A 23,365-nucleotide genomic window follows, 5' to 3' on the forward strand; every position below is an offset into this window, starting at 1 on the left:
ACCTCGAACCGTCGCACCCCACTAGAGCCGGCATCGGCATATGACATCAACACGGCTCCAAGCGTCCCGAACAGGACCTGGAGACTCGCCGTTTAGCCCGCCCCGTTCAACGTGGGGCCGAAGCTCCGCTTACGGTAGTCGGCGGAGTCCTCCCAATAGCCGCCTTTGCCGGCGCCCACATGCGCTAGGCTGTCAACCGCCTCGACGCGCATGACGTACTTCGCCTGTTTGTAGCCGAGTTGGCGTTCGACCCTGAGGCGAAGCGGTGCGCCGTGATCGACCGAGAGAAGCTGGTCGTTCATGCCCCAGGCAAGGATCGTCTGCGGGTGATAGGCATCGATCAGGTCTATGCTCTCGTAATAGGGCTCGCCGTCGAAGTCGTCGGCGCAATGAAACACGACATAGCGCGCCGACGGCAGCACGCCGGCCGCGTCGAGCGCCAGCTTGAGCGGAAGCCCTGTCCATTTGCCGATCGCGCTCCAGCCCTCCACGCAATCGTGACGCGTAATCTGGGTGCGCGCGGGCATCGCCCTGATCTGGGCGAGCGAGAGTTTCTGGGGACGCCGCACCAGCCCGTCTATGGCGAGGCGCCAATCGGTGAAGCGATTGGCGATATGGGCCTGATAGCTTTCGCTGGCTGGCATGGTGTTGCCGTTGGTGCGGAACACCGGCGACATATCGGAAGGAGCAAACTCGCGTGCGAGCGCGCCGCGATTGGTGACAAGCCGTTGCGCGCGCATCGTCAGGCCCTCGCCGAGGCCCAGCACATTCTGCACTCTGGGGGATGCCGCGATCTTGTCGCAGCCCGAGAGCAGCAACCCGCCGGCCCCGGCGCCGAGCGACCCGATCAGGCGGCGTCTGGACAGCAGCGTCATGCTTCGCGCTCCTTGGGCAAGCGATACCAGCCGGTAACAATCGAGCGCAATTCGTTCAGCGGTCCGGCCAGCACCACCATAATCAAATGGACGACGATGAAGCCGACAAGCAACGCTGCACAGATGAAGTGGATCGAGCGCGCGGACTGGCGGCCACCGAACACGTCGAGCAGCCACGGCCATGCCGCATCGACGCCCGGAGACATCGTAAGCCCGCTCAATACCATGATCGGCAGCAGCCCGAAAATGACGCTCACGTAGCTGAGCTTTTGCAGCACGTTGTAGCGACGCGCCGCCTCCCCGGTGTGAAACCGCAGGCGGGCATGATCCTTGATATCGTTCCACAGACTGCGCGGCCGGAGTTCGTCCAGTGTCGGCGCAAGGTCGCGCTGTACGTGGCGCGAAGCGAACCCCCAAAGCCAGAACAACAGGCCGGGTACGACGAGCAGCCAGGCGAAAAAAAAGTGCCATTGGCGCGCGCCCGCCAGATTGTAGCTCGACGGGATCGTCACCAGCGAGGGAAAGGCGTGGGCCTGCCCGTCAGCGAAGCCGAGAACGTCGGTCGTGGGCAGGGTGACGGGACCGATGCGCAGATAGCCGCGCTCATCGACGTTGCCGATTTCGAGCCACGGCGTCTCCTGGTTGGCGCCGAACTGTCCCCAATAAAGGTGCGGGTGCGCGTTGAAGATCATCAGCCCGCTCATCAGCAGAACAATAACCGACAGCGCGTTCAGCCAATGCCAGAAGCGCACCGGGCGGCGCTGACGATAGACGAGATCGCCGCCGACGGGGGTCCGGCGGGTCGGTTGGGTTGCCATTCTACCACTCCGGGGAAGGTGGGGCGTCTGCGCTCAGCAGACGCCCGACACAGGTCAGTTGCCCGACTTCATCATCGCGTCATGCTTCCTCATGTCGGGATGGGCCTTCACCAGTTCGGCGCACTTCGCGTCCTTCGTCATCGCGCCATGCGACATGGCATTGCACGCCTGCATCTTCTTCATGTCGGCAGCCGACATCTTCTTCGCCGACTTCATCTGGTCGTGAGACGCCATTGCGTCCTGAGCGAGCGCCGGAGCGGCGGCGCCGAGCGCGAGGGCCGAAAGGGCGATCATCTTCATCATACGCATAAGTCTCTCCTTGAAGGTGGTAGCTTTCGCTTGAGCGACGTGGCCCGCCTATCGGGAGGGTAGACTTTGGCGGGCCGCGTCATCCCTCCTACGTCGTCGCATGGGTGGCGGTTACATCGCGTTGGCCGCACCGAACGCACACCCTGTAACCGGGAGTCCGACAGAAGCGTAAGTGCTTCAGAGTCTTTGAACGAGGATCACGTCATGACAAGTCGATACTGGATTGCAGCGGCGATTGGCCTGGTAGGTGCTGGCACAACCGGGGTTCTTGCTGCTTCCTCTTCGCCAGCCGGGGGTTCCCCCGTGGTGGTGGAGCTTTACCAAAGCCAGGGGTGCTCATCCTGCCCGCCCGCCAATGCAAATCTGAATGCCATCGCCGACCGGCCCGACGTTATCCCACTCTCTTTTGCCGTCACGTATTGGGATCAGCTCGGCTGGAAGGACACGTTCGCTCGGCCGCAGTTCACCGCTCGGCAGTGGGACTATGCTCGCAGCGCGGGCCGTCAGCAGGTGGCGACGCCGCAGGTCGTCGTGAACGGGGGACGCCAGACGATCGTCGGCGGAAATCGGCAGCAGTTGGACGCGGCGATCGCCGCCGCACGTCATCCAGGCGGTCCGCAGATTACGGCAGCGGGCACGCGTGTTTCGATCGGCACGGCGCGCGGCGCGAAGCCATCGACGGTGTGGGTCGTTCGCTACGACCCCCGTTCCAACAATGTGCCGATCCGTGCGGGTGAGAATGGTGGGCGGACGCTGCCCCACCGCAACATCGTCCGGCAGCTCGTCTCGGTGGGCATCTGGTCGGGTGCTGCCGCAAGCTTTGCTCTGCCGCCGAGCCCAAGCCCGATCTTGCGGACCGCCGTTTTCCTTCAAACGGGCAAGGGTGGCCCGATCGCGTCGGCCGCGCGGCTGTGAGCCTTACGCGGGCCGATGCGTTCGACCTGCGATGTCAGTTGCGGGCGGCGACGCGTTCGGCGGCGCCGAGAACGCGCAAGACGTTGCCGCTCCACTGTTTTAGGTTCGGAAGTGCGGCGGCACGTCGCTCGAACGCCGCGTCCGCCCTTTCAGGAAGCCGACAGGGGCGCGAAATCGTCGCCCGCCATCCGGTGGCGCGTGTCGGGTGCCATCGGCGTGGAGAGCGATGACGTAGCAATCGATCGGATCATCGGGCGCGCCGATCGTCAGCCGTTCGTGATCGGTCTTCCCCATGTCGAGCCACACGCGCCGAATGTTGTCGAGGAACAATCCGTAGGCGCTCCCTGCCGGCCGGTCGAGATCAGGACAGGCCTCCGGGCGCATCGCTGGTCACGACCTGCCCACCCGACGCGCGCACCGCCAGCGCGCCGATCGCGACGCTCAGCAGCGCGGTGCGGAACCGTCGACCGCCGCCTGCACGGCCCCCGCGTATCGCGCGTCACCACCCAGGACGCGTCTTCGTCGGACGCGCCGCCGTCCCAAGCAGCAACGCCGGATTAATCTAAACATGGATCGCGTCCTCGCTCATGATCTGGCCCGTCAAGGCGGCGTTCAGCGCGTCGCGATCGAGCGCGCCTTCCCAGCGCGCGACGACGATCGTCGCCACCGCATTGCCGATGAAGTTGGTGAGACTCCGGCATTCGGACATGAACCGGTCGACCCCCAGGATCAGCGTCATGCCTGCCAGCGGCACCGACGGCACGATCGACAGCGTCGCCGCCAGCGTGATGAACCCCGCCCCCGTCACCCCCGCCGCACCCTTGGACGACAGCATCGCCACCGCCAGCAAGGTGAACTGCTCGCCCCACGACAGGTCGACGTCGCATGCCTGCGCGATGAAAAGCGCGGCCAGCGTCATGTAGATGTTGGTGCCGTCGAGGTTGAACGAATAGCCGGTCGGCACGACCAGCCCGACCACCGGCTTTCCGCACCCCGCCGCCTCCATCTTCTCGATCAGCGACGGCAGCGCGGCCTCCGACGACGAGGTGCCGAGCACCAGCAGCAGCTCGGCCTTGAGATAGCGCACCAGCTTCAGGATCGAGAAGCCGTTCGCCCGCGCGACGACGCCCAGCACCCCGAACACGAACAGCAGCGACGTGGCATAGAAGGTCGCGACCAGCTTGCCGAGGTCGACCAGGCTGCCGACGCCGTATTTGCCGACGGTGAACGCGATCGCCCCGAATGCGCCGACCGGGGCGGCGCGCATCAGGATACCGACCAGCCGGAACACGATCGTCGCGATCCGCTCCAGCAGGTCGAGCACCGGCGCGGCCGGCTTGCCGACCAAGCTGAGCGCGATGCCGAACAGGATCGCGACGAACAGCACTTGCAGGATGTTGCCCGCGGTGAACGCGCCCACCATCGTGTCGGGAATGATGGCGAGCAGGAAGCCGGTGACGCTCGTCTCGTGCGCCTTTGTCGCATAGTCCGCGATGCTGCCTGCATCGAGCGTGGCGGGAACGATGTGCATGCTCGCGCCCGGCCGGACGATATTGGCAACCGCCAACCCAAGGAACAGCGCCAGCGTCGAAAAGGTCAGGAAATAGGCGAACGCCTTGGCCGCGACCCGCCCGACCGCCCTCATCTCCGTCATGCCGGCGATGCCGGTGACCACGGTGAGGAAGATGACGGGCGCGATGATCATCTTGACCAGCTTGATGAACGCGTCGCCGAGCGGCTTCAGCGCCTCACCGGCCGCGGGCGCGAAATGCCCGACCAGCGCCCCCGCCAAAATCGCGAGGAGCACTTGGAGATAGAGGTGCGATAACCAGCCGCCGCGAGTCGGCGTGTCGTCGGGCGGGGCAGGGTGCATTATCTCTCCCGGGGGCGTTACGCGCCACGGTAGCGCCCCGGCGCGCGGGCGTCACGCCCCGCCAATTTGCCCTTGCGGCTCCGCCCGAGTGGTTGCACGGGAAACCGTACAGGAGAGTTTTATGCGGATCATCGACCACGTCATCGCAGGGGCAGGCGCAGGCAGCGGCACGCGCACCGGTGACGTCTACGACCCCAACAGCGGTCAGGTACAAGCGCGCGTCAACCTCGGCACCCAGGCCGATCTCGACCGCGCGGTCGCCGCCGCGCAAGGAGCGCAACCCGCCTGGGCCGCGACCAACCCGCAGCGGCGGGCGCGGGTGATGTTCCGCTTCAAGGAGCTGGTCGAGGCGAACCTCGACGATCTGGCGCGCCTGCTCTCGTCCGAACACGGCAAGGTGATCGCGGACAGCAAGGGCGACATCCAGCGCGGGCTCGAGGTGATCGAGTTCTGCTGCGGCATCCCCCACGTCCTGAAGGGCGAATACACGCAAGGCGCTGGGCCCGGCATCGACGTCTATTCGATGCGTCAGCCGCTGGGGATCGGCGCAGGCATCACCCCGTTCAACTTCCCCGCGATGATTCCCCTTTGGATGAGCGGCGTCGCCATCGCGACCGGCAACGCCTTCATCATGAAGCCGTCCGAGCGCGACCCCTCCGTGCCGGTGCGCCTGGCCGAACTGTTCCGCGAGGCCGGGCTGCCCGAGGGCATCCTGCAGGTCGTCCACGGCGACAAGGAGATGGTCGACGCGATCCTCGATCACCCTGCGATCAGCGCGGTGAGCTTCGTCGGCTCGTCCGACATCGCGCATTACGTCTACCGTCGCGGCGTCGCCGCGGGCAAGCGGGTGCAGGCGATGGGCGGGGCCAAGAACCACGGCATCGTCATGCCCGACGCCGACCTCGACCAGGTGGTGGCAGACCTGTCGGGCGCGGCGTTCGGGAGCGCGGGCGAACGCTGCATGGCGCTGCCGGTGGTCGTGCCGGTCGGCGATAAGACCGCCGAGGCCCTGCGCGAAAAGCTGATCCCCGCCATCGCCGCCTTGCGGGTCGGGGTGTCGACCGACGCCGAGGCGCATTACGGTCCCGTAGTCAACGCCGCGCACAAGCAACGCGTCGAGAACTGGATCCAGACCGGAGTCGATGAAGGCGCCGAACTGGTCGTCGACGGCCGTGGGTTCGCCTTACAGGGGCATGAGGAGGGCTTCTTCGTCGGCCCGACGCTGTTCGATCACGTCACGACGGACATGAGCGCGTACAAGGAGGAAATCTTCGGCCCCGTCCTCCAGATCGTCCGCGCTCCCGATTTCGAGACCGCGGTGCGGCTGCCCAGCGAGCACCAATACGGCAACGGCGTCGCGATCTTCACCCGCAACGGCCACGCCGCCCGCGAATTCGCCGCCCGCGTCAACGTCGGCATGGTGGGCATCAACGTGCCCATCCCCGTACCCGTCGCCTACCACAGCTTCGGCGGCTGGAAGCGCTCGGGCTTCGGCGACACCAACCAGCACGGCATGGAAGGCGTCCGCTTCTGGACCAAGGTCAAGACCGTGACCCAGCGCTGGCCCGACGGATCGGTCCTCCCCCGCGGCGCGGAGGACGGCGGCCCGGCGCGCAACACCGACGCCTTCGTCATCCCGACGATGGGGTGAGCGCGTGACGGCGGCGCGCCAGTGGATACTGACCTTCACCTGCGCCGACCGCGGGGGCATCGTCGCGGGCGTGACCGGCGAGTTGGCGGCCTGCGGCGGGTTCATCCTCGATAGCCAGCAATATGCCGACCTAGAGACCGGCCGATTCTTCATGCGCGTGGTCTTCACCGGCGGCGGCGAGGAATTTGCCGATGACGTCGAGACGCTGCGCCACCGCCTCTCGCCCGTCGCCGCACGGTTCGCGCTCGACTGGTCGCTGACCGCCGCCGACGAATGCCCGCGCGTGCTGATCGCGGTGTCTAAGACGTCGCACTGCCTCAACGACCTGCTCCACCGCTGGTCGACCGGCGCGCTGCCGGTCGAACCCGTCGGCGTGGTCTCCAACCATGAGGCGTTGCGCGGCCTCGCCGAGTGGCACGGGGTGCAGTTCCACCATCTGCCGGTCACCAACCTTACCCGAGCGGAGCAGGAGGCGCGGCTGCTCGAGCTGTTCCGCAAAACGCGCGCCGACCTGCTGGTGCTCGCGCGCTACATGCAGGTGCTGTCGCCCGCGTTCGTCGAGGCGATGGGGACGCGGTGCATCAACATCCACCACAGCTTCCTGCCCGGCTTCAAGGGCGCGAAGCCCTACCATCAGGCGCATGCGCGCGGGGTCAAGCTGATTGGTGCCACCGCGCATTTCGTCACCCGCGACCTCGACGAAGGCCCGATCATCGAACAGGCCGCCGACCGCGTCGATCACCGTGCGGGCGTCGATGAGCTGATCGCGATGGGCCGCGACATCGAGGCGCAGGTGCTCGCGCGTGCGGTGCGCTGGATCGCCGAGCGGCGGGTCCTGCTCAACGGATCGCGCACCGTGGTCTTTCGTTAAGCGTGACGGCCATGCCCGATCTTGCCCCCTTCGACGTCGCGTTCGACCGTTCCGCCCGGCTGCTGCGTTGGACGATGCGCGGCTTCTGGACAATGGCCGATGTGGCGGCGTTCGCGGGTGCGATGCGCGCCGCGATCGGGCATCTGGGCGCGCCACCGCACCGATCCGACGGGCTTTGCGATTCTCGCGAATTCCCGGTGCAGAGCGGCCCGGTCAGCGCGGCGCTCGGCGAGATCGACCGGATCGGCAGCGCCACGCGCCAGGGCCGTTTCGCGATCGTCGTCGGCAGCACGATGAACAAGTTGCAGGCGGAGCGCACGCTGAAAGGCGAGGGCGTCCGCGTCTTCCTCTCGATGCAGGAGGCCGAGGCCTGGCTGCAGGACAAGCATATGGACTCCACATGACCGACCAGTTCGACCTTACCGACGACCAACGCGAAATCCAGGCGCTCGCCGTGCGCTTCACCGCCGACCGGATCACTCCCAATGCGGGCGAGTGGGACGAGAAGCACATCTTTCCGCGCGCCATTATCAAGGAAGCCGCCGACCTCGGCTTCGCGGCGATCTACGTCAGCGAGGATTCGGGCGGCATCAACCTGGGGCGGCTGGACGCGGCGCTGATCATGGAGGCGATGGCGTACGGTTGTCCCTCCACGTCGGCCTTCATCTCGATCCACAACATGGCGTCCTGGATGATCGACCGTTTCGGGAGCCAAGCGGTCAAGGACAAGTATCTGCCGAGCCTCGTGACGATGGACCGGCTGGCGAGCTACTGCCTGACCGAACCCGGCTCGGGCTCGGACGCCGCGGCGCTCAAGACCCGCGCGGTCAGGGACGGCGACGACTGGATCGTCACCGGCTCCAAGCAGTTCATCAGCGGCGCGGGCGAGAACGAGGTCTACGTTACGATGGTCCGCACCGGCGAGGAGGGCCCCAAGGGCATTTCCGCGCTGGTGATCGAGAAGGACATGCTCGGCGTGTCTTTCGGCGCGAACGAGCGCAAGCTCGGCTGGCATTCGCAACCGACCCGCCAGGTGACGTTCGATGGCGTCCGCGTCCCTGGCGAAAACCTCGTCGGGGGCCTGGGCGAGGGCTTTCGTATCGCGATGATGGGGCTCGACGGCGGGCGGCTCAACATTGGCGCGTGCTCGCTCGGCGGTGCGCAACGCTGCCTCGACGAGGCGGTGCGCTATACCAAGGACAGGAAGCAGTTCGGCACGGCGATCGCCGATTTCCAGAACACCCAGTTCATGCTCGCCGACATGGCGACCGAGCTCGAAGCCGCGCGCGCGCTCCTCTACGTCGCCGCGGCCAAGGTCACCGCCAATGCCCCCGACAAAACCCGCTTCGCGGCGATGGCCAAGCGGCTGGCGACCGACACCGGCAGCAGCGTCGTCGACCGTGCGCTCCAGCTCCACGGCGGCTACGGCTATCTGATGGACTATCCCATCGAGCGCTTCTGGCGCGACCTGCGCGTCCATTCGATCCTGGAGGGCACCAACCAGGTCATGCGCATGATCGTTGGCCGCGATCTGGTGCGGCAGTGAGCGACGTCCTGACCTTTATCGAGGGTCCGATCGGCCGCATCAGGCTGAACCGGCCCAAGGCGCTCCACGCGCTCACCCACGCTATGTGCACCGAAATCCTTGCCGCGCTCGACCGCTGGCGCGGCGACACTGCGGTCGAGGTCGTGATGATCGACCATGCCGAGGGACGGGGTTTCTGCGCCGGGGGCGACATTCGCATGATCGCTGCGTCTGGTGCGGCCGACGGTGTGGAGGCGCGGGCGTTCTTCCATGAGGAATACCGGATGAACCACCGGCTGTTCACCTGTGCGAAGCCGACGATTGCGTTCATGGACGGCGTCACGATGGGCGGCGGCGTCGGCATCGCGCTGCCGTGCGCCTTCCGCGTCGCGACCGAGAATACGAAGTTCGCGATGCCCGAGACCGCGATCGGGCTGTTCCTCGACGTCGGCGGCGGCTGGTATCTATCGCGCCTTCCCGGCCGCATGGGCCAGTACCTTGGCCTCACCGGCGCCCGGCTGAACGGTGCCGAATGCGTGGCGCTCGGCCTCGCGACCCACTTTATACCCGCCGAGAAGCTGGACGAGGTCAAGCGCACTATCACCGGCGACGCCGAGGCGCTTGCCGATATCCTCGCCGCCGCATCGGTCGACACCGGCCCGGCCGCGATCCTCAATCATGCACAGGCGATCGACCGGCTGTTCGCCTCCGACGTGCTGGAGGACGTTCTCGCGGCGCTCGAAGCCGACAGCGGCGCGTTTGCCGCCGAAACCCTGGCCACCCTCAGGACCCGCTCGCCCCAGGCGATGAAGGTCAGCCTAAAGCTGCTGCGCGACGGCGCGGCGATGCCGACCTTTGAGGACGAGATGCGCCAGGAATATGCTGTCGCCACCCGCATCGTCCAGCGCCCCGACATCGTCGAGGGCGTCCGCGCGGTGATCGTCGACAAGGACAACGCGCCGCGGTGGAACCCGCCCACTCCCGATGGCGTGACCGACCACATGATCGACCGCATCTTCGCGCCGCTGGATGCGGCCGACGAGTGGACGCCCGCACTGTAAGGATTCCGCATGCCCGATTACGACACCATTCTCGTCGAGCGCCGCGGTGCGGTGACGCTCGTCACGCTGAACCGTCCGCAGGCGCTCAACGCGCTCAACGCGCAGGTCCTCGCCGAGCTGCTCGACACGATGCGCACGTATGACGCCGATCCGGACCAGCGCTGCGCGGTCATCACCGGCTCGGCCAAGGCGTTCGCCGCGGGCGCGGATATCAAGGAGATGCAGGCGCAGGGCTTCGCGGACATGTACGCCGCCGATTACTTCGCCGGCTGGGATCGCTTCGCGCGCACCCGAAAGCCGGTGATCGCCGCGGTCGCGGGCTATGCGCTCGGCGGCGGTTGCGAGCTGGCGATGATGTGCGACTTCATCCTCGCCGCCGACACCGCCAAGTTCGGGCAACCCGAGATCAAGCTCGGCGTTTCTCCCGGCATGGGCGGCTCGCAGCGCCTCGCGCGCGCGGTGGGAAAAGCCAAGGCGATGGAGATGTGCCTGACCGGCCGGATGATCGACGCCGCCGAGGCCGAACGCTGCGGCCTGGTCGCGCGTATCGTGCCCGCCGACACGCTGGTCGACGAGGCGATGAAGACCGCCGCGACGATCGCGGGCATGGCGCCGCTGGCGGTTATCGCGAACAAGGAAATGGTGAACGCCGCCTTCGAGACGACGCTTGGCACCGGCGTTCAGTTCGAACGCCGCCTGTTCCATGCGCTGTTCGGGACCGCGGACCAGAAGGAAGGCATGGCGGCGTTCGTCGAGAAGCGGTCGGGCAATTGGACGGGACACTGACATGGCACGCGTCGGTTTCATCGGACTCGGCAACATGGGCGGCGGGATGGCTGCCAATCTGGCGAAGGCCGGGCACGATGTTCGCGCCTTCGACCTTTCGGCGGAGGCGCTCGCCAAGGCGGAGGCCGCGGGGTGCCTGCCTGTCGCCAGCGCCGCCGAGGCTTGCGACGGCGCCGAGGCGATCGTGACCATGCTCCCCGCGGGCACGCACGTCGCGCAGGTCTATACCGAGAGCGTGTTCGGCGCCGCACCACCCTCGGCAATCCTGATCGACTGCTCGACGATCGACGTCGCCACCGCCAGGCAGGTGGCCGAGGCCGCGCAGGCGAAGGGCCTCGCCGCGGTCGACGCGCCCGTCTCGGGTGGGATCGCGGCGGCGGCGGCGGGCACGCTCACCTTCATGGTCGGCGGCACCCCCGCCGCGTTCGACCGCGCGCAGCCGTACCTTGCCACGATGGGCAAGGCGGTGATCCACGCCGGCACGAACGGCGCAGGCCAGGCCGCGAAGATCTGCAACAACATGATCCTGGGGAGCACGATGGTCGCGACGTGCGAGGCGTTCGCGCTGGCCGCAAAGCTCGGCCTCGAGGCGCAGGCGTTCTACGACATTGCCAGCGTGTCGTCGGGACAGAGCTGGTCGATGACCAGCTATTGCCCGATGCCCGGCGTCGGCCCGGACACGCCCGCCGACCACGATTATCAGGGCGGTTTCGCCACCGCGCTGATGCTGAAAGACCTCCGCCTCGCGGTCGCCGCCGCCGAGGACGCGGGCGCTCCGGTGCCGATGGGCGCAAAGGCGCGCGAGCTGTACGAGGCGCTGGCCGATGCGGGGGAAGGCGGACGCGATTTCTCCGCCATGCTGCCGTTTCTCGCGTCCCGCCAGGCACGTTAGAAGGAACCGTTTGCGGAAGTTGCCGAACACCACGCGCGCGTTACACTCGCGCGTCCGGCGGGGGAGCGACTCGGGGTCGTGGATACCACACTCATTCTGATCGGTGTCGGCTGCATCATCGGCGCCATTGTCGGCGGCGGCGTGAAGCTCGTCCAGGTGGAGCTCGCGCAGGTCTCCTCGCTGTGGCGGCAATCGATGCTCGGCCTCTTCGGGGTGATCCTGGTCGGATCGGGGTTGCTGGCTGGCGGGCATGTCCGCCTTCCCGACGCCGGCCGCGCGGTTGCAGCGCAGCCGGTCGAGGTCGCCGCCGCAGACCGCGCATTCACCCGACCAGTGCAGGCGACGGGTCAGCCGGCAATGGTTACAACTCAGCCCAAGCCGTTGGTGCAAGCGCAGGAGCCCGGCGAACGCCGGGTCCCCGAGGGCGCTTTGCTGCCGGGCAAGGTCGACATCTTCTGGTGCGAAACCGATGCGGACGGGGGTGCGGCGCACCGCGACCGTGCCGAACGGATCGCGCCCGCGTTGCGCGACACGGGGGGCGTCGGCCGTGTGCGGGTTCGCGCGCTGGCCGCGGCCACCAATGCCCGGTCCGATTACGGCATCGACGCCGACATCGTCCGCTTCGATCCCGACGAACGCGCCGCCGCCGATGCGGTCGCGCGCCTCGCCACGCGAGCATCGGGCAGCGGCTTCGCCGCGGTCCCGGCGCTGCCGGGAAGCCCGTCGATCGATTATCTCTCGGTGTTCGTCTGCGGCGGGGTTTAGCGCCAGTCGAGATCACGTCGGGGCAGCAAGCGAACTCCTCCATATCGGCGCGAGCCTTGCCGTCATCGGCGAGTGCCGGCATTGCCGTGGTCGTTCCCCTCGCGGCTCTGTCCGTGCCGCACCCGTGAACCGCGCGTCTGAAGGAGGCTCGAACAGCGGGAGCACATGTGGCAGCAGAATTGGCAAGGCGTCGCGCTTGCCCGTGGCAATCCGTAAGGCTAGCTGACCAGCAGCCGCGATCAGCCGCAAGCGGCCCGGCGATGTAGAGGGGGCAGCAGGATGCCGGATACCGACGCGAGCTCCGCGGTCGCCACACGCCGCTGGGATACCGCTTACGAGTGGAAGGCGGTCGTGCTGATGACGCTCGGCTTCGGCCTGGTCGGGCTGGACCGCTGGGTGCTCGCCGATCTGGCCGCGATGCGTTCGTCGACGATGCTTGGTGACCTGAACCTGCAGCCGCAGGACATCGGCGTCCTGGTGGCGACGCTCGGCATCGCCTGGGGGCTGTCGTCGCTGGTCATGGGGCACCTTTCCGACGTGTGGGGGCGCAAGCGGGTGGTGGTGCCGTCGCTCCTGCTGTTCTCGGCGCTGTCGGCGTGCTCGGGGCTGGCGGCGAGTTTCTTCGCCATGTTCCTGGGTCCGCGCGATGATGGGGGTGTTCGAAGGCGCCTATTGCGCGAGCAGCTTCGCGACCGTCGCGGAGGCTTCGCACCCGAAGCGGCGCGGGTTCAACCTGGGCTTCCAGCAGAGCGCCTTTGCGCTGATCGGGCTGGGCTTCGGGCCGGCGATCGCGGCGTATCTGCTCGATTACGTGAGCTGGCGCTGGGTGTTCGCGATCGTCGGCGTGCCCGGCGTGATCGTCGCGGTCCTCTCCGCGCGCACCATCAGCGAGCCGGAGACGGTGCTGGCGCGGCGGCGCGCCAAGGCGTCGGGATCGGCGCAGGCCGTGGCCGCGGCCCGGGCTCCGCGGCTTTCGGCCGGCGCGGTGCTGAGCCATCGCAACGTGCCGCTCGGCATGGTCGCGATGATGTGCGCGATGTGCGGCATCTTCGTACTCGCCGCCTTCGTCCCGAGCTATCTGACCGGCTATCTCAAGCTCGACGACAAACGTGCGGCGGGGATTGCCTCGGCGATCGGCTTCGGCGGCTTTCTGGGCCAATGGTGGCTGGCGGCGGCGTCCGACCTGTTCGGACGGCGGACGATGGCGCTTGCCGGGTTCGGCGTCGGCGCGCTGTTCCTGTTCGGGTTCATGCAACTCGATGCGCAGAGCGGCGGGCTGATGCTGTTCGCGGTCCTGTTCGTCGCGGCGGGCTTCGCCTTCGGGCTGCTCAGCCTGATCAGCGGGCCGATCGCCATGGTCGGCGAGATCTTCGGCGGCGGCGTCGCGCCGGGTATCGGGGGGTACATCGCCCAGCATTACGGCATCGAGCACGTCCTGTGGCTGGCGCTGGGCGGGTTGCTCGCCGGCATCTTCGTCAGCCTGTTTTTTAAAGAGACGGCGCCGCGCTTCGCGGGGGTCGGCAAGGGCGAAGAATCGGCGCTCGACGTCTTCGAGGACGCGCATCCGGACGGCATGGCGCACGGCCAGCCGTCGTAGCGCGCGATCAAATCGAAGCATCGGGGCACGCTCTTCGGCGTCTGCGGCCGGTCACTGGCGGCGATTAGAGTTTCACGTAAAGGAGAGCGGGCGTGGCTGAATGGTTGAAGCGCGGGGCGACGGCGGATGCGCGCGCGGATGCGGACCGCAAGGTGCGCGACGTGGTGGAGGCGACCCTGGCCGACATCGAGGCGCGCGGCGACGCGGCGGTGCGCGAATTGTCGAACAAATTCGATCGTTGGGACCGCGAGGACTATCGCCTGACCCCGAGCGAGATCGAGCAGTGCATCGACTCGCTCACCCGCCAGGACATCGTCGACATCGAGTTCGCGCAAGCCCAGGTGCGCAACTTCGCGCAAATCCAGCGGGAGTCGATCAAGGACGTCGAGGTGGAGACGCTGCCCGGCGTGGTGCTGGGGCACTCCAACATCCCGGTGAACGCGGCGGGCTGTTACGTACCCGGCGGCAAATACCCGCTCCTGGCCGGTGCGCACATGAGCGTGATCACCGCCAAGGTGGCGGGGGTCAGCCGTGTCGTCACGTGCGCGCCGCCGTTCGAGGGCCAGCCGGCGCGCGCGATCGTGGCGGCGCAGGCGATGGCGGGCGCGGACGAGATCTACGCACTCGGCGGCATCCAGGCGATCGGCGCAATGGCGCTGGGCACGCAGAGCATCGCCCCCGTCGACATCCTGGTCGGCCCGGGCAACGCCTTCGTCGCGGAGGCCAAGCGCCAGCTGTTCGGCCGCGTCGGCATCGACCTGTTCGCCGGGCCGACCGAGACGCTGGTGATCGCCGACGAGGTGGGCGCCGATGGCGAATTGTGCGCAACCGATCTGCTGGGGCAAGCCGAGCATGGGCCCGACAGCCCGGCGGTGCTGCTGACCACCAGCCGCGCGCTGGCGGAGGACACGATGCGCTGGGTGGAGAAGCTGCTCGAGGTGCTCCCCACCCGCGATCATGCGCGCAAGGCGTGGGAGACGTTCGGCGAGGTGATCGTGGCCGAGGACGACGCCGAGATGGTTCGCGTGGCGGACGAGATCGCCAGCGAGCACGTCCAGGTCATGACTCGCGATCCGGAGTATTTCCTGAAGCACATGACCAACTACGGCGCGCTGTTTCTCGGCGCGCGCACCAACGTGGCGTACGGCGACAAGGTGATCGGCACCAATCACACGCTGCCGACCAAGAAGGCAGCGCGCTACACGGGCGGTTTGTGGGTCGGCAAGTTTCTCAAGACCTGCACTTATCAGCGCGTGACCACCGATGCGGCGAGCGCGATGATCGGTGAATATTGCAGCCGGCTGTGCGCGTTGGAGGGCTTTGCCGGGCATGGCGAGCAGGCCAACGTCCGCGTGCGCCGCTACGGCGGGCGCAACGTGCCCTATGCCGGTCGCGCCGAGCCGGTGACCGAGCCGGCGTGAGGCTGCCCCGCACGCCTTCGTTTCGGCTCGACGGCCAGCGGGCGCTGGTGACCGGTGCGGGCCGCGGCATCGGCCTGGCACTCGCGGCGGCGCTGGCCGAGGCGGGTGCGGTCGTGACGCTGGTCGCGCGATCGGCGGACGAGATCGAGGCGGGCGCCGCAGCGATCGGCGAGGCGGGCGGCAGCGCCGAAGCGGCGACGCTCGACGTCGGCGACCTCGACGCGGTCGCCCGCTTCTTCGCGCAGCGCCCCGCGTTCCACGTGCTGGTCAACAACGCGGGCACCAACCGACCGAAGGCGATGCAGGACGTCACCGCGGTCGATTACGACTCGGTGCTCGACCTCAACGTGAAAAGCGCCTTCTTTGTCGCGCAAGGATGCGTGAAGCGGATGCTGGCCGAGGGGGCCGCGGGCTCGCTGATCCACATCGGCAGCCAGATGGGGCATGTCGGCGGCCCCAACCGCTCGCTGTACTGCGCATCCAAATGGGCGCTGGAGGGCATGTCGAAGGCGTTCGCGCTCGATTTGGCTGCATGGCAAATCCGCAGCAACACCATCGCACCGACGTTCATCGAGACGCCGATGACCCGGCCGTTCTTTGAGGACCCCGCTTTCAAGGCGTCCGTGTTCGCCAAGATCAAGCTCGGGCGCCTGGGCCAGGTCGAGGACCTGATGGGCGCCGCGCTGTTTCTCGCCTCTGACACCTCCGCGCTCGTCACCGGCACCAGCCTCGTGGTCGACGGCGGCTGGACTGCCGACTGACACGAACAAGGAACAACACCGTGATCCTCGTCAATGCCGCCAACGGCAATCAGGGCAAGTTCCTCATCCCGCGTCTGCTCCGCGCGGGCGCGACGGTCCGGGCGTGCGTCCGCTCCGAAGCTGCGGCATCGGGCTTGAGCGCGGCAGGCGTCGCCGAGGTGGTCGTCGGCGATATCGGCGAGCCCGACATCATCGCGCGCGCGGTGCGCGGGGTCGACAAGGTCTATCACGTCTGTCCGACCATGCACCCGCTGGAGCGCGAGATCGGGTTCGGCATGATCGACGCGGCGCGCGCGGAAGGGGTGAAGCATTTCGTCCTCGGCTCGGTGCTCCACCCGCACCTCACAGCGCTCGTCCAGCACGAGATCAAGCGCGACATCGAGGAGCATCTGATCGCGTCCGATTTGCCGTTCACCATCCTCCAGCCCGCGATCTACATGCTGCCGCTCAAGCTCAAACCCGCGTTCGAGCAGGGCCGCTACACCGTCGCCTGGTCGCCCGAGCGCATTCAGTCGCTGGTCGATATCGGTGACGTGGCGGAGGTGGTCGCGATCGTCCTCACCCACAGCGACGACCACCTCGCCGCGACCTATGAGCTTTCGGGCGCCGAGCGTCTGACCGCGCACGACATGGCGCGGATCATCGGTGCGGTGATCGGGCAGACCATTCCGGTCGAGGAGATCGACGTCGAGACCTTCCTGCACGCGCTGTTCGGCGACCGCGATCGCAGCAGCCTCGATCATCAGGTGCGCGCGGTACGTTCGCTCAACACCTGCTACAGCGCGCACGATTTCGTCGGCAACGCCAACGTGCTGAGATGGCTGCTCGGACGGGAACCGCGCACGCCCGCGTCGAGGTCGGCGACCTCCAGCGTGAACGACAAGGGACCCAGGACCGCCATGTTACCTTCTCCTATGCTTGATGCGTTCCCTCGACCTTGGCAGGCACGCCGCGGTCGGAGGCCATGTACGTGATCGCCGCGTCAAGGATCGACGACACCGCGGCGAGGTCGCCTTCGTCGCGGGGCGCGTAGATCATCGTATAGGTCTGCGGCAAGCCGAGGCGAACGCCCGCCAGAGCATGCCGCTCGCCCCACCCACGCTCGACCACGATGCGCGTATCGCTGGGGCTGAGAATCATGTGCATCGATCCGTCCGACGGATGAACATGCCCGATTTCGCCTTGCGCGATCAGCGCGTCCTCGTGTCGCCGGCATGGCTGGGCCAGCGTTATCGCCTCGATGCGCTTCTCGAAATGGCTCGTCGCCCAGGAGAGGCGAGCCGGATCGGCAACCACCTTGCGATCGAACAGCGCCTGGAGCGCGCGCACGACCGGTGCCGGCGCGTGCGCGTCGAGCTGCCGATGCGGCACCGGATGCGGCGCGACGCGCGGTCGTCGGCCGGTGCGAGCGGGCAAATCGGCGAGCGTGAGCCCGTCCTCGTCCGCGCCCCAGCGCGAAGCCAGTGGCGCGAGCGCGAGGGGGTCGCGTTTCGCCACCCGCAGTCGCGTCATCCGCCACCAACCCGCCCACGTTGCCGGCAGTCCGCCCGGGCCGAGTGCGCGCCAGGCGCGGTAATCGCGGATTGCCCAGCCGACCCCTGCCGCGGCGACCCCGCCGGCGCCAAGCAGGAGGAGGTTCGGGCGCCGCACGGATCGCTCAGCCCGCGACCCGGTTCTCGATCGCGCCGACGCCGTCGACTTCGCAGCGCACCACGTCGCCGGGTTGCAGGAACACCGGCGGCTCCATGCCGACGCCGACACCCTCGGGCGTGCCGGTCGCAATCAGGTCGCCCGGCTCCAGCGTGAAGGCGGTCGACAGATAGGCGATCTGCTTGGGCAGGCTGTGGATCATCGTCGCGGTGTTGTTCTTCTGACGCAGCTCGCCGTTGACATAGCAACGCAGCTCCAGCGCCTGCGGGTCGGGCACCTCGTCGGCGGTGACGATCCACGGGCCGATCGGGCCATGGGTATCGAACGACTTGCCCATCGTGAAGGTCGGCGTGTGGAACTGCCAGTCGCGCGCCGACACGTCGTTGGCGACGAAATAGCCGAACACGTAATCCAGCGCGTCTGCCTCGCTGACGCCCTTGGCGCGGCGGCCGATCACCGCGCCGAGTTCGACCTCGTAATCGAGCTTCTCGGTGACGCCCGGTTCGATGTCGTCGTACGGACCGGACAGGCAGGTGGTCTGCTTGTTGAACCATACCTGGTGCGCCGATCGCTTGACGCCGAGCTTGTCGGCCTCCTCCAGGTGCTTGGCGTAGTTCATCCCGATCGCGAGATACTTGCCCGGCCGCTCGATCGGCGCGAGCAGCGTCACGTCGGCGAGTGCCGGCCCGGCCTGCGCAGCGTCAACGAAGCCGCGGACGGTGGCGAGCGCATCGGCGCCGCCCTCGACGATGCTTAGCATGGTCGGAAAACCGGCATCGTCCAGCGGCACGATACGGTCGTCGCGGACCGCACCCAGGTGGGTCGTCCCGTTCTCGCGGTAACGTATCAGCTTCATTCGGCATCCTTCCGGGCGGTAGCCGCCGGCGCGATTCCGAAGATGCGCTCGGCGTTGAGATGGGTCAGCTTGGCCATCTTCTCAGCCTCGTAGGGCAGCGCGCGCACAAACGCGACTGCCTCTGCGGTCTGCTCGAACGGATAATCGACCGCGAACATGATGCGGTCGTCGCCGAACATCTGCAGGCAGAGGTCGAGCGGCGGCTGCGTCATCATCCCGCTGGTGGTGAGATAGAAATTGTTCCGGAAATAGTCGCTCGGCAATTTCGCCAGCGGCTTCATGCCCAGCGGCTCCAGCCCGCCGCGGCGGAGCAGGTTCTGGTAGCGGTTGTCGAGCCGCCCGAGCCAGAACGCCAGCCCTTCGCCGAGGTGGCCCAGCACGATCTTGAGGTCCGGGAACGCGTCGAACACGCCCCCCAGGATCATCCGCACCACGTGGAGCGACGCATCCGCGCCGAAACCCCACAGCGCGCCCATCATGCCATAATCGGCATAAGGCTTGATCATCGCCTCCGACGGGAAATTCGGGTGAAGGTAGATCGGCGTGTCGCACGCCACCGCCGCCTCGAAGATCGGCCAGAACTTCGGATCGTCCAGATACTCGCCGTGCGTATGCGAGTTGATGATGACGCCATTGAAGCCCAGCTCGGTGATTGCCCGCTTCAGCTCGCGTGCCGCCTGCTCGGGCGCGTGCGGCGCGACCGCGGCGAGCCCCGCGAACCGATCGGGCCGCCGGGCGATCTCGCCCGCCAGCGCGTCGTTGGCCATGATCGCCAGCTCGGTCCCCAGGCCTGCGTCGAACGCCTGCACGCCCGGCGCGGTGATGCCGAGCAGGTGCATGTCGACGCCCAGCCGATCCATCTCCTCGATCCGCAGATCGAGGTCGGTCAGCTGCCGTGCCATCTCGGGCTTGCCGTAATACATGCCCAGATAGCGCGTCGGCGCCGTATCGACCGTCTTGGTCAGCTCCAGGTAGCGTTTGACATATTCGGTCGGCGCGTACGCCTCCTCGGTCGCGATCAGGCGCAACGCCGCTCTCCTGCATCGATGGTCATGGCGCATCCTCTCAGAGCCGGGCCTTAAGTCGCGCAGCGCGGCCACCGGAGATGTCAACTTCGTTCGGGCGATGCGTGGAGCGAAGCACTTCGGTTGCACTGGGAGGTTTGCGCGCCTAGTCCGCAGGGGTGAAGCTGAGCCAGATCCGTGATATCCTGGCGGTCGCCGAGCACGGCAGCCTGCGAGCGGCGGCGCGGCAGCTCGACGTGGCACAACCCGCGATCACGCGCTCGATCCGCGAGCTGGAGGACGAGCTCGGCGCGACGCTCTTCGAACGTCATGCCCGGGGCGTGCGGCTGACGGACATGGGCAAGGCCTTTGTCCGCCGCGCGACCACGGTGGAGGCCGAACTGCGCCGCGCCCGCGAGGAAATCGCGCAGCTCCGGGGTCGGCACCGCGGCGAGGTTTCGGTCGCGCTGTCGAGCGCGCCCAGCGTCACCCTGCTGCCGACCGCGTTCGCCGCCTTCCGCCGGCACTACCCCGATGTCGTGCTCAAGCTGTCGGAAAATTTCTTTCCGGCGATCCAGGCCGATCTCGCATCGGGCCGTCTGGATTTCTACGTCGGGCCGGTCGAAGCGCCGATGGCGCAGCCGCAATTCGCGATGGACCCATTGTACGAAAACACGCGCGTCGGCCTGGCGCGCAAGGGTCATCCGCTGATCGCCAGACGCTCGCTCGCCGAGTTGGTCGACGCGCAGTGGGTGCGGGTGACGATGTCGGCCGGCGGCAACGACAGCGCGTTCGAGGCGATGTTCGCGATGCACGGCCTTGCCGCACCGCAGGTCGCCCTGCACGCCCGGTCGAACCTGCTGGCGCTGCTTGCGGTCGCCAATTCCGATCTGCTGGCAATCGTGCCGCAGCCGTGGCTGGCGTTGCCCACGATGGCGGGCCTGTTCGACCCGATCGTGCTCGACGCGCCGCTGCCCGCATCGCCGATCTTTCTTGTCCGGCGCCACGACATGCCGCTCACGCCCGTGGCGGAGCATTTCAGCGACCTGATCCGCCGCGCGGCGCTCAACCACGGGCGGCACGGGGTATAGCCGCGCTTGATGCCCCAGCGATGGCAGCGGTGCGCTTTTGTCATCGCTACGCAATCACTCACCGGACCTACACCCGCTGCGATCCGTGATGGAACCGGCGGAGAGGACCGTGGGCGAGACAAAGACATATTCCGAGACTGACGTCGCGATCGTCGGCGCGGGGCCGAGCGGGCTGGCGCTGGCGATCGAACTGGGATCGCGCGGCATCGGCTGCGTCGTGATCGAGCGCAACGACCGGGTCGGCTATGCGCCGCGCGCGAAGACCACCAACGTGCGCACCCGCACGCATCTGCGGCGCTGGGGCATTGCCGATAAGCTGGCGGCGGTGTCGCCGTTCGGGGTCGACTATCCGTCGGACGTCCAGTTCGTCACCCGGCTCGCCGGTCCGCGCATCGCGCTGATTCCCGACGCGATGAACTGTGCGCCCGCGCGCGACGACCGTTATCCCGAGCACGGGCAGTGGGTGCCGCAATACAAGCTGGAGCAAGTGCTCCGCGAACACGCCGAGGGGCTGCCGCCGGTCGGTATCCGCTTCTCGACCGAGTTCGTGTCCGCGGCGCAGGACGACGGGGGCGTGAGCGTCACCGTCCGCGATGCCGATGGCGAGGGCCGTATCCGCTGCCGCTATCTCGTCGGCGCCGACGGCGCGCGCAGCGCGGTACGTGAGGGGATCGGTGCGACGTTGCAGGGCACCTACGGCCTGTCGCGCAACTACAACGTAGTGTTCCGCGCACCCGGCCTAGCGGAGGCGCATGGCCACGGTCCCGGCGCGATGTACTGGCAGGTCAACGCCACCGCCCCGAGCCTGATCGGCCCGATGGATGCGCCCGACATCTGGTATTTCATGCCGACGCGGTTGCCCGAGGGGTTCAAGGTCACGCAGGACTCCGCCGCCGCGCTGATCCGCGAGGCGACCGGCATCGACCTGCCTTATGAGATCCTCAGCAGCGACGAGTGGGTGGCGAGCAGCTTCATCGCCGATCGCTATCGTGACCGGCGCATCTTTCTCGCCGGCGACGCCTGCCACCTCCACCCGCCGTTCGGCGGCTACGGCATGAACATGGGGCTCGCCGACGGCGTCGATCTCGGCTGGAAGCTCGCGGGCGTGATCGGGGGGTGGGGTGGCGAGGCGCTGCTCGACAGCTACGAGGTGGAGCGCCGCAAGATCCACGAGGAAGTCATCGCGGAGGCCGCGTCCAACCACGCGGTGCTCTCCAACGAGTTGCTGGCCGAGGGACTGGAAGAGCCGGGCCCAGCGGGTGATGCCGTCCGCGCGCAGGTGGGCGAGCGGATCGTCGCGGCCAAGCGCAAGGAATTCCACACCTTGGGCACCGTGCTGGGCGGTTGCTACGGCGAATCGCCGATCATCGCGGGGGAGGGCGGCGCATCGCCCGTTCCCGACAGCCTGCATTATCATCCGACCAGCCGTCCCGGTTGCCTCGCCCCGCATCTGTGGCGAAGCTATGGCGCATCGCTCTACGATATGTTCGGGCCGGGTTTCACCCTCCTGTGCCGCCCCGACGCCGATTCCCACGACGTGCGCGAGGCGATCGCAGAGGCCGCCGATGCGCCGCTCGCAATCGTCCGCCTGAGCGCGCAAGAAGCGGGCACGCTCTACCCTGCGCGGCTCACGCTTGTCCGTCCCGATCAATATGTCGCCTGGCGCGGCGACAGCTGGCAACCGGGTGTTCTCGGCCTGGCAACCGGCCGCGGCGCGTCTGCCGGGGCGGATCGCACATCATACCACGCCGACGCGGCGGCATAGGAGACGATTGATGGACGAGACGGCGTGGGCCATTCTGGCCGATCGCGCGGCGATCCGCGACATCGTCGAGGGCTGGGCGGTGTGGCGCGACAGCGGTCAGTGGGACAAGCTGATGACCGTCTGGCACGACGACGCGATGATGTCGACGACGTGGCAGCAGCGCAGCGGTGCGGCGTTCGTCGAGGCGTCCAGGGCGGCGTGGGCGCGCGGCGTCGATGTCCAGCACATGCTCGGCGGCACCGCGATCGAAGTCGCCGGCACCCGCGCGGTGGCCGAGACCAAGACGGTGATCCAGCAGCGGGGCAACGTGCACGATGTGCTGGTCGACGTCCGCTGCACCGGGCGTTTCTACGATTTTCTCGAACGGCGGGACGGCCGCTGGGGTATCGTGTGGCGCCAGCCGACCTACGAGCACGACCGCATGGACCCGGTCGAGCCCGGCGCGACGCTGGCGCTCGACCCCGAACTGCTCGGCTCTTTCCCCGACGGCTACCGCCACCTGGCCTATCTGCAAACGGTTGCGGGCATGGACGTGAAGCGCGACATGCCGGTCGGATGGGGCCGGAAATCGAAGCTTTGTACGCCCGGGGGCGCAGCTGGCTCGCCGGCCGTCCAGGTCATCCCACCGACCCGGACTATGCGGCTTGATCTCGATCTCGTCACCCCGGCCCGAGCCCGCACCATGCGAATGCTGTGTTGAACAGCCCCACGACCGGGCATGATGCACGACGGGTTACCCCACGCTCATTGACAACCCCGAACAAACGAAACCGGCAGGCCGGGGCCGGTTCACTCCATTACGATACGCGCAAACTTCGGCAACATTCGCGGTCACGCGATCAGCAGTATCGGCGCCTCAACCAGGTCCTTCAGCGCGCG

General features: G+C 67.7%; 23 protein-coding genes and 1 pseudogene. 16 read left to right on the forward strand and 8 right to left on the reverse strand.

Going from position 1 to position 23,365, the window contains the following annotated elements; genetic code table 11:
• Positions 1-92: 92 nt before the first annotated feature.
• The 3 genes from ACE5C1_RS10095 to ACE5C1_RS10105 are packed head-to-tail and all read right to left on the reverse strand — an operon-like array spanning position 93 to position 2,002.
• Complete coding sequence (locus ACE5C1_RS10095; RefSeq protein WP_374943948.1) at positions 93-875, reverse strand: molybdopterin-binding protein; 783 nt, start codon at positions 873-875, stop codon at positions 93-95.
• Positions 872-1,693, reverse strand: a complete 822-nt coding sequence (locus ACE5C1_RS10100; protein WP_374943949.1) for a cytochrome b/b6 domain-containing protein — start codon at positions 1,691-1,693, stop codon at positions 872-874. Before ACE5C1_RS10100 ends, ACE5C1_RS10095 begins: the two co-directional genes overlap by 4 nt.
• A gap of 54 nt (positions 1,694-1,747) precedes the next feature.
• Positions 1,748-2,002, reverse strand: a complete 255-nt coding sequence (locus tag ACE5C1_RS10105; protein WP_374943950.1) for a hypothetical protein — start codon at positions 2,000-2,002, stop codon at positions 1,748-1,750.
• A gap of 303 nt (positions 2,003-2,305) precedes the next feature.
• On the opposite strand from ACE5C1_RS10105, the gene ACE5C1_RS10110 reads away from it, so the two are divergent.
• Positions 2,306-2,917, forward strand: coding sequence for a DUF1223 domain-containing protein (locus ACE5C1_RS10110; RefSeq protein ID WP_374943951.1), 612 nt, complete (start codon positions 2,306-2,308; stop codon positions 2,915-2,917).
• Between the two features lie 99 nt (positions 2,918-3,016).
• On the opposite strand, the gene ACE5C1_RS10115 is transcribed toward ACE5C1_RS10110, so the two are convergent.
• Entirely contained in the window at positions 3,017-3,301 is a 285-nt protein-coding gene (locus ACE5C1_RS10115; RefSeq protein WP_374943952.1) for a hypothetical protein, read from the reverse strand.
• A 178-nt stretch (positions 3,302-3,479) separates the two neighbouring features.
• Positions 3,480-4,790 (reverse strand): dicarboxylate/amino acid:cation symporter, encoded by a 1,311-nt coding sequence (locus tag ACE5C1_RS10120; protein ID WP_374943953.1) that lies wholly within the window; start codon positions 4,788-4,790, stop codon positions 3,480-3,482.
• A 121-nt stretch (positions 4,791-4,911) separates the two neighbouring features.
• Here ACE5C1_RS10120 and ACE5C1_RS10125 point away from each other — a divergent pair, with 121 nt between their 5' ends.
• The 12 genes and pseudogenes from ACE5C1_RS10125 to ACE5C1_RS10180 all read left to right on the forward strand — a co-directional run bounded on the left by ACE5C1_RS10125 (position 4,912) and on the right by ACE5C1_RS10180 (position 17,094).
• Positions 4,912-6,441 (forward strand): CoA-acylating methylmalonate-semialdehyde dehydrogenase, encoded by a 1,530-nt coding sequence (locus ACE5C1_RS10125; protein WP_374943954.1) that lies wholly within the window; start codon positions 4,912-4,914, stop codon positions 6,439-6,441.
• 4 nt (positions 6,442-6,445) lie between these two features.
• On the forward strand, positions 6,446-7,312 hold the full coding sequence (gene purU, locus ACE5C1_RS10130; protein ID WP_374943955.1) for a formyltetrahydrofolate deformylase: 867 nt from the start codon (positions 6,446-6,448) through the stop codon (positions 7,310-7,312).
• An 11-nt stretch (positions 7,313-7,323) separates the two neighbouring features.
• Positions 7,324-7,716, forward strand: a complete 393-nt coding sequence (locus tag ACE5C1_RS10135) for a hypothetical protein (protein WP_374943956.1) — start codon at positions 7,324-7,326, stop codon at positions 7,714-7,716.
• Positions 7,713-8,858, forward strand: coding sequence for an acyl-CoA dehydrogenase family protein (locus ACE5C1_RS10140; RefSeq protein WP_374943957.1), 1,146 nt, complete (start codon positions 7,713-7,715; stop codon positions 8,856-8,858). The genes ACE5C1_RS10135 and ACE5C1_RS10140 overlap by 4 nt, the downstream gene beginning before the upstream one ends.
• Positions 8,855-9,898: an enoyl-CoA hydratase/isomerase family protein gene (locus ACE5C1_RS10145; protein WP_374943958.1), complete on the forward strand. Its 1,044-nt coding sequence runs from the start codon at positions 8,855-8,857 to the stop codon at positions 9,896-9,898. Before ACE5C1_RS10140 ends, ACE5C1_RS10145 begins: the two co-directional genes overlap by 4 nt.
• 9 nt (positions 9,899-9,907) lie before the next feature.
• Positions 9,908-10,684, forward strand: a complete 777-nt coding sequence (locus ACE5C1_RS10150) for an enoyl-CoA hydratase (RefSeq protein ID WP_374943959.1) — start codon at positions 9,908-9,910, stop codon at positions 10,682-10,684.
• Positions 10,602-11,576 carry a 3-hydroxyisobutyrate dehydrogenase gene (gene mmsB / locus ACE5C1_RS10155; RefSeq protein ID WP_374943960.1) on the forward strand — a complete coding sequence of 325 codons (975 nt, stop codon included), beginning with the start codon at positions 10,602-10,604 and terminating at the stop codon, positions 11,574-11,576. The genes ACE5C1_RS10150 and mmsB overlap by 83 nt, the downstream gene beginning before the upstream one ends.
• 78 nt (positions 11,577-11,654) lie before the next feature.
• Positions 11,655-12,341, forward strand: coding sequence for a hypothetical protein (locus ACE5C1_RS10160; RefSeq protein WP_374943961.1), 687 nt, complete (start codon positions 11,655-11,657; stop codon positions 12,339-12,341).
• A gap of 417 nt (positions 12,342-12,758) precedes the next feature.
• Positions 12,759-13,938, forward strand: a pseudogene (locus ACE5C1_RS10165) (MFS transporter).
• Positions 13,939-14,030: 92 nt separating this feature from the next.
• Positions 14,031-15,359, forward strand: a complete 1,329-nt coding sequence (gene hisD, locus ACE5C1_RS10170) for a histidinol dehydrogenase (RefSeq protein ID WP_374943962.1) — start codon at positions 14,031-14,033, stop codon at positions 15,357-15,359.
• Positions 15,356-16,120, forward strand: coding sequence for an SDR family NAD(P)-dependent oxidoreductase (locus ACE5C1_RS10175; RefSeq protein WP_374943963.1), 765 nt, complete (start codon positions 15,356-15,358; stop codon positions 16,118-16,120). The genes hisD and ACE5C1_RS10175 overlap by 4 nt, the downstream gene beginning before the upstream one ends.
• Positions 16,121-16,140: 20 nt before the next feature.
• A complete protein-coding gene (locus tag ACE5C1_RS10180; protein WP_374943964.1) occupies positions 16,141-17,094 on the forward strand; it encodes an SDR family oxidoreductase in 954 nt (317 codons plus the stop codon).
• Here ACE5C1_RS10180 and ACE5C1_RS10185 read toward each other — a convergent pair.
• Genes ACE5C1_RS10185 through ACE5C1_RS10195 form a run of 3 tightly spaced genes read right to left on the reverse strand, consistent with a single transcriptional unit; the run spans position 17,033 to position 19,654 of the window.
• Positions 17,033-17,770, reverse strand: coding sequence for a hypothetical protein (locus ACE5C1_RS10185; RefSeq protein WP_374943965.1), 738 nt, complete (start codon positions 17,768-17,770; stop codon positions 17,033-17,035). The two genes, ACE5C1_RS10180 and ACE5C1_RS10185, sit on opposite strands and share 62 nt — an antisense overlap.
• 7 nt (positions 17,771-17,777) lie before the next feature.
• Complete coding sequence (locus tag ACE5C1_RS10190) at positions 17,778-18,626, reverse strand: fumarylacetoacetate hydrolase family protein (protein WP_374943966.1); 849 nt, start codon at positions 18,624-18,626, stop codon at positions 17,778-17,780.
• Positions 18,623-19,654, reverse strand: a complete 1,032-nt coding sequence (locus ACE5C1_RS10195; protein ID WP_374943967.1) for an amidohydrolase family protein — start codon at positions 19,652-19,654, stop codon at positions 18,623-18,625. Before ACE5C1_RS10195 ends, ACE5C1_RS10190 begins: the two co-directional genes overlap by 4 nt.
• Before the next feature lie 155 nt (positions 19,655-19,809).
• Between ACE5C1_RS10195 and ACE5C1_RS10200 the strand changes: the two genes are divergently transcribed.
• The 3 genes from ACE5C1_RS10200 to ACE5C1_RS10210 all read left to right on the forward strand — a co-directional run bounded on the left by ACE5C1_RS10200 (position 19,810) and on the right by ACE5C1_RS10210 (position 23,186).
• The gene (locus ACE5C1_RS10200) at positions 19,810-20,721 is read left to right on the forward strand and encodes a LysR substrate-binding domain-containing protein (RefSeq protein ID WP_374943968.1); all 912 of its coding nucleotides are present in this window, start codon (positions 19,810-19,812) and stop codon (positions 20,719-20,721) included.
• A gap of 109 nt (positions 20,722-20,830) precedes the next feature.
• Positions 20,831-22,486, forward strand: a complete 1,656-nt coding sequence (locus ACE5C1_RS10205) for an FAD-dependent monooxygenase (RefSeq protein ID WP_374943969.1) — start codon at positions 20,831-20,833, stop codon at positions 22,484-22,486.
• Between the two features lie 10 nt (positions 22,487-22,496).
• Positions 22,497-23,186, forward strand: coding sequence for a nuclear transport factor 2 family protein (locus ACE5C1_RS10210; protein ID WP_374943970.1), 690 nt, complete (start codon positions 22,497-22,499; stop codon positions 23,184-23,186).
• Positions 23,187-23,365 lie beyond the last annotated feature (179 nt).

Source organism: Sphingomonas sp. (assembly GCF_964263785.1).
Classification (GTDB): domain Bacteria; phylum Pseudomonadota; class Alphaproteobacteria; order Sphingomonadales; family Sphingomonadaceae; genus Sphingomonas.

Coding starts and splice junctions, on each gene's coding strand:
- ACE5C1_RS10095 (WP_374943948.1), bottom strand. CDS start 875: ATGACGCTGCTGTCCAGACGCCGCCTGATCGGGTCGCTCGGCGCCGGG.
- ACE5C1_RS10100 (WP_374943949.1), bottom strand. CDS start 1,693: ATGGCAACCCAACCGACCCGCCGGACCCCCGTCGGCGGCGATCTCGTC.
- ACE5C1_RS10105 (WP_374943950.1), bottom strand. CDS start 2,002: ATGCGTATGATGAAGATGATCGCCCTTTCGGCCCTCGCGCTCGGCGCC.
- ACE5C1_RS10115 (WP_374943952.1), bottom strand. CDS start 3,301: ATGCGCCCGGAGGCCTGTCCTGATCTCGACCGGCCGGCAGGGAGCGCC.
- ACE5C1_RS10120 (WP_374943953.1), bottom strand. CDS start 4,790: ATGCACCCTGCCCCGCCCGACGACACGCCGACTCGCGGCGGCTGGTTA.
- ACE5C1_RS10125 (WP_374943954.1), top strand. CDS start 4,912: ATGCGGATCATCGACCACGTCATCGCAGGGGCAGGCGCAGGCAGCGGC.
- ACE5C1_RS10135 (WP_374943956.1), top strand. CDS start 7,324: ATGCCCGATCTTGCCCCCTTCGACGTCGCGTTCGACCGTTCCGCCCGG.
- ACE5C1_RS10140 (WP_374943957.1), top strand. CDS start 7,713: ATGACCGACCAGTTCGACCTTACCGACGACCAACGCGAAATCCAGGCG.
- ACE5C1_RS10150 (WP_374943959.1), top strand. CDS start 9,908: ATGCCCGATTACGACACCATTCTCGTCGAGCGCCGCGGTGCGGTGACG.
- mmsB (WP_374943960.1), top strand. CDS start 10,602: ATGCGCTGTTCGGGACCGCGGACCAGAAGGAAGGCATGGCGGCGTTCG.
- ACE5C1_RS10190 (WP_374943966.1), bottom strand. CDS start 18,626: ATGAAGCTGATACGTTACCGCGAGAACGGGACGACCCACCTGGGTGCG.
- ACE5C1_RS10210 (WP_374943970.1), top strand. CDS start 22,497: ATGGACGAGACGGCGTGGGCCATTCTGGCCGATCGCGCGGCGATCCGC.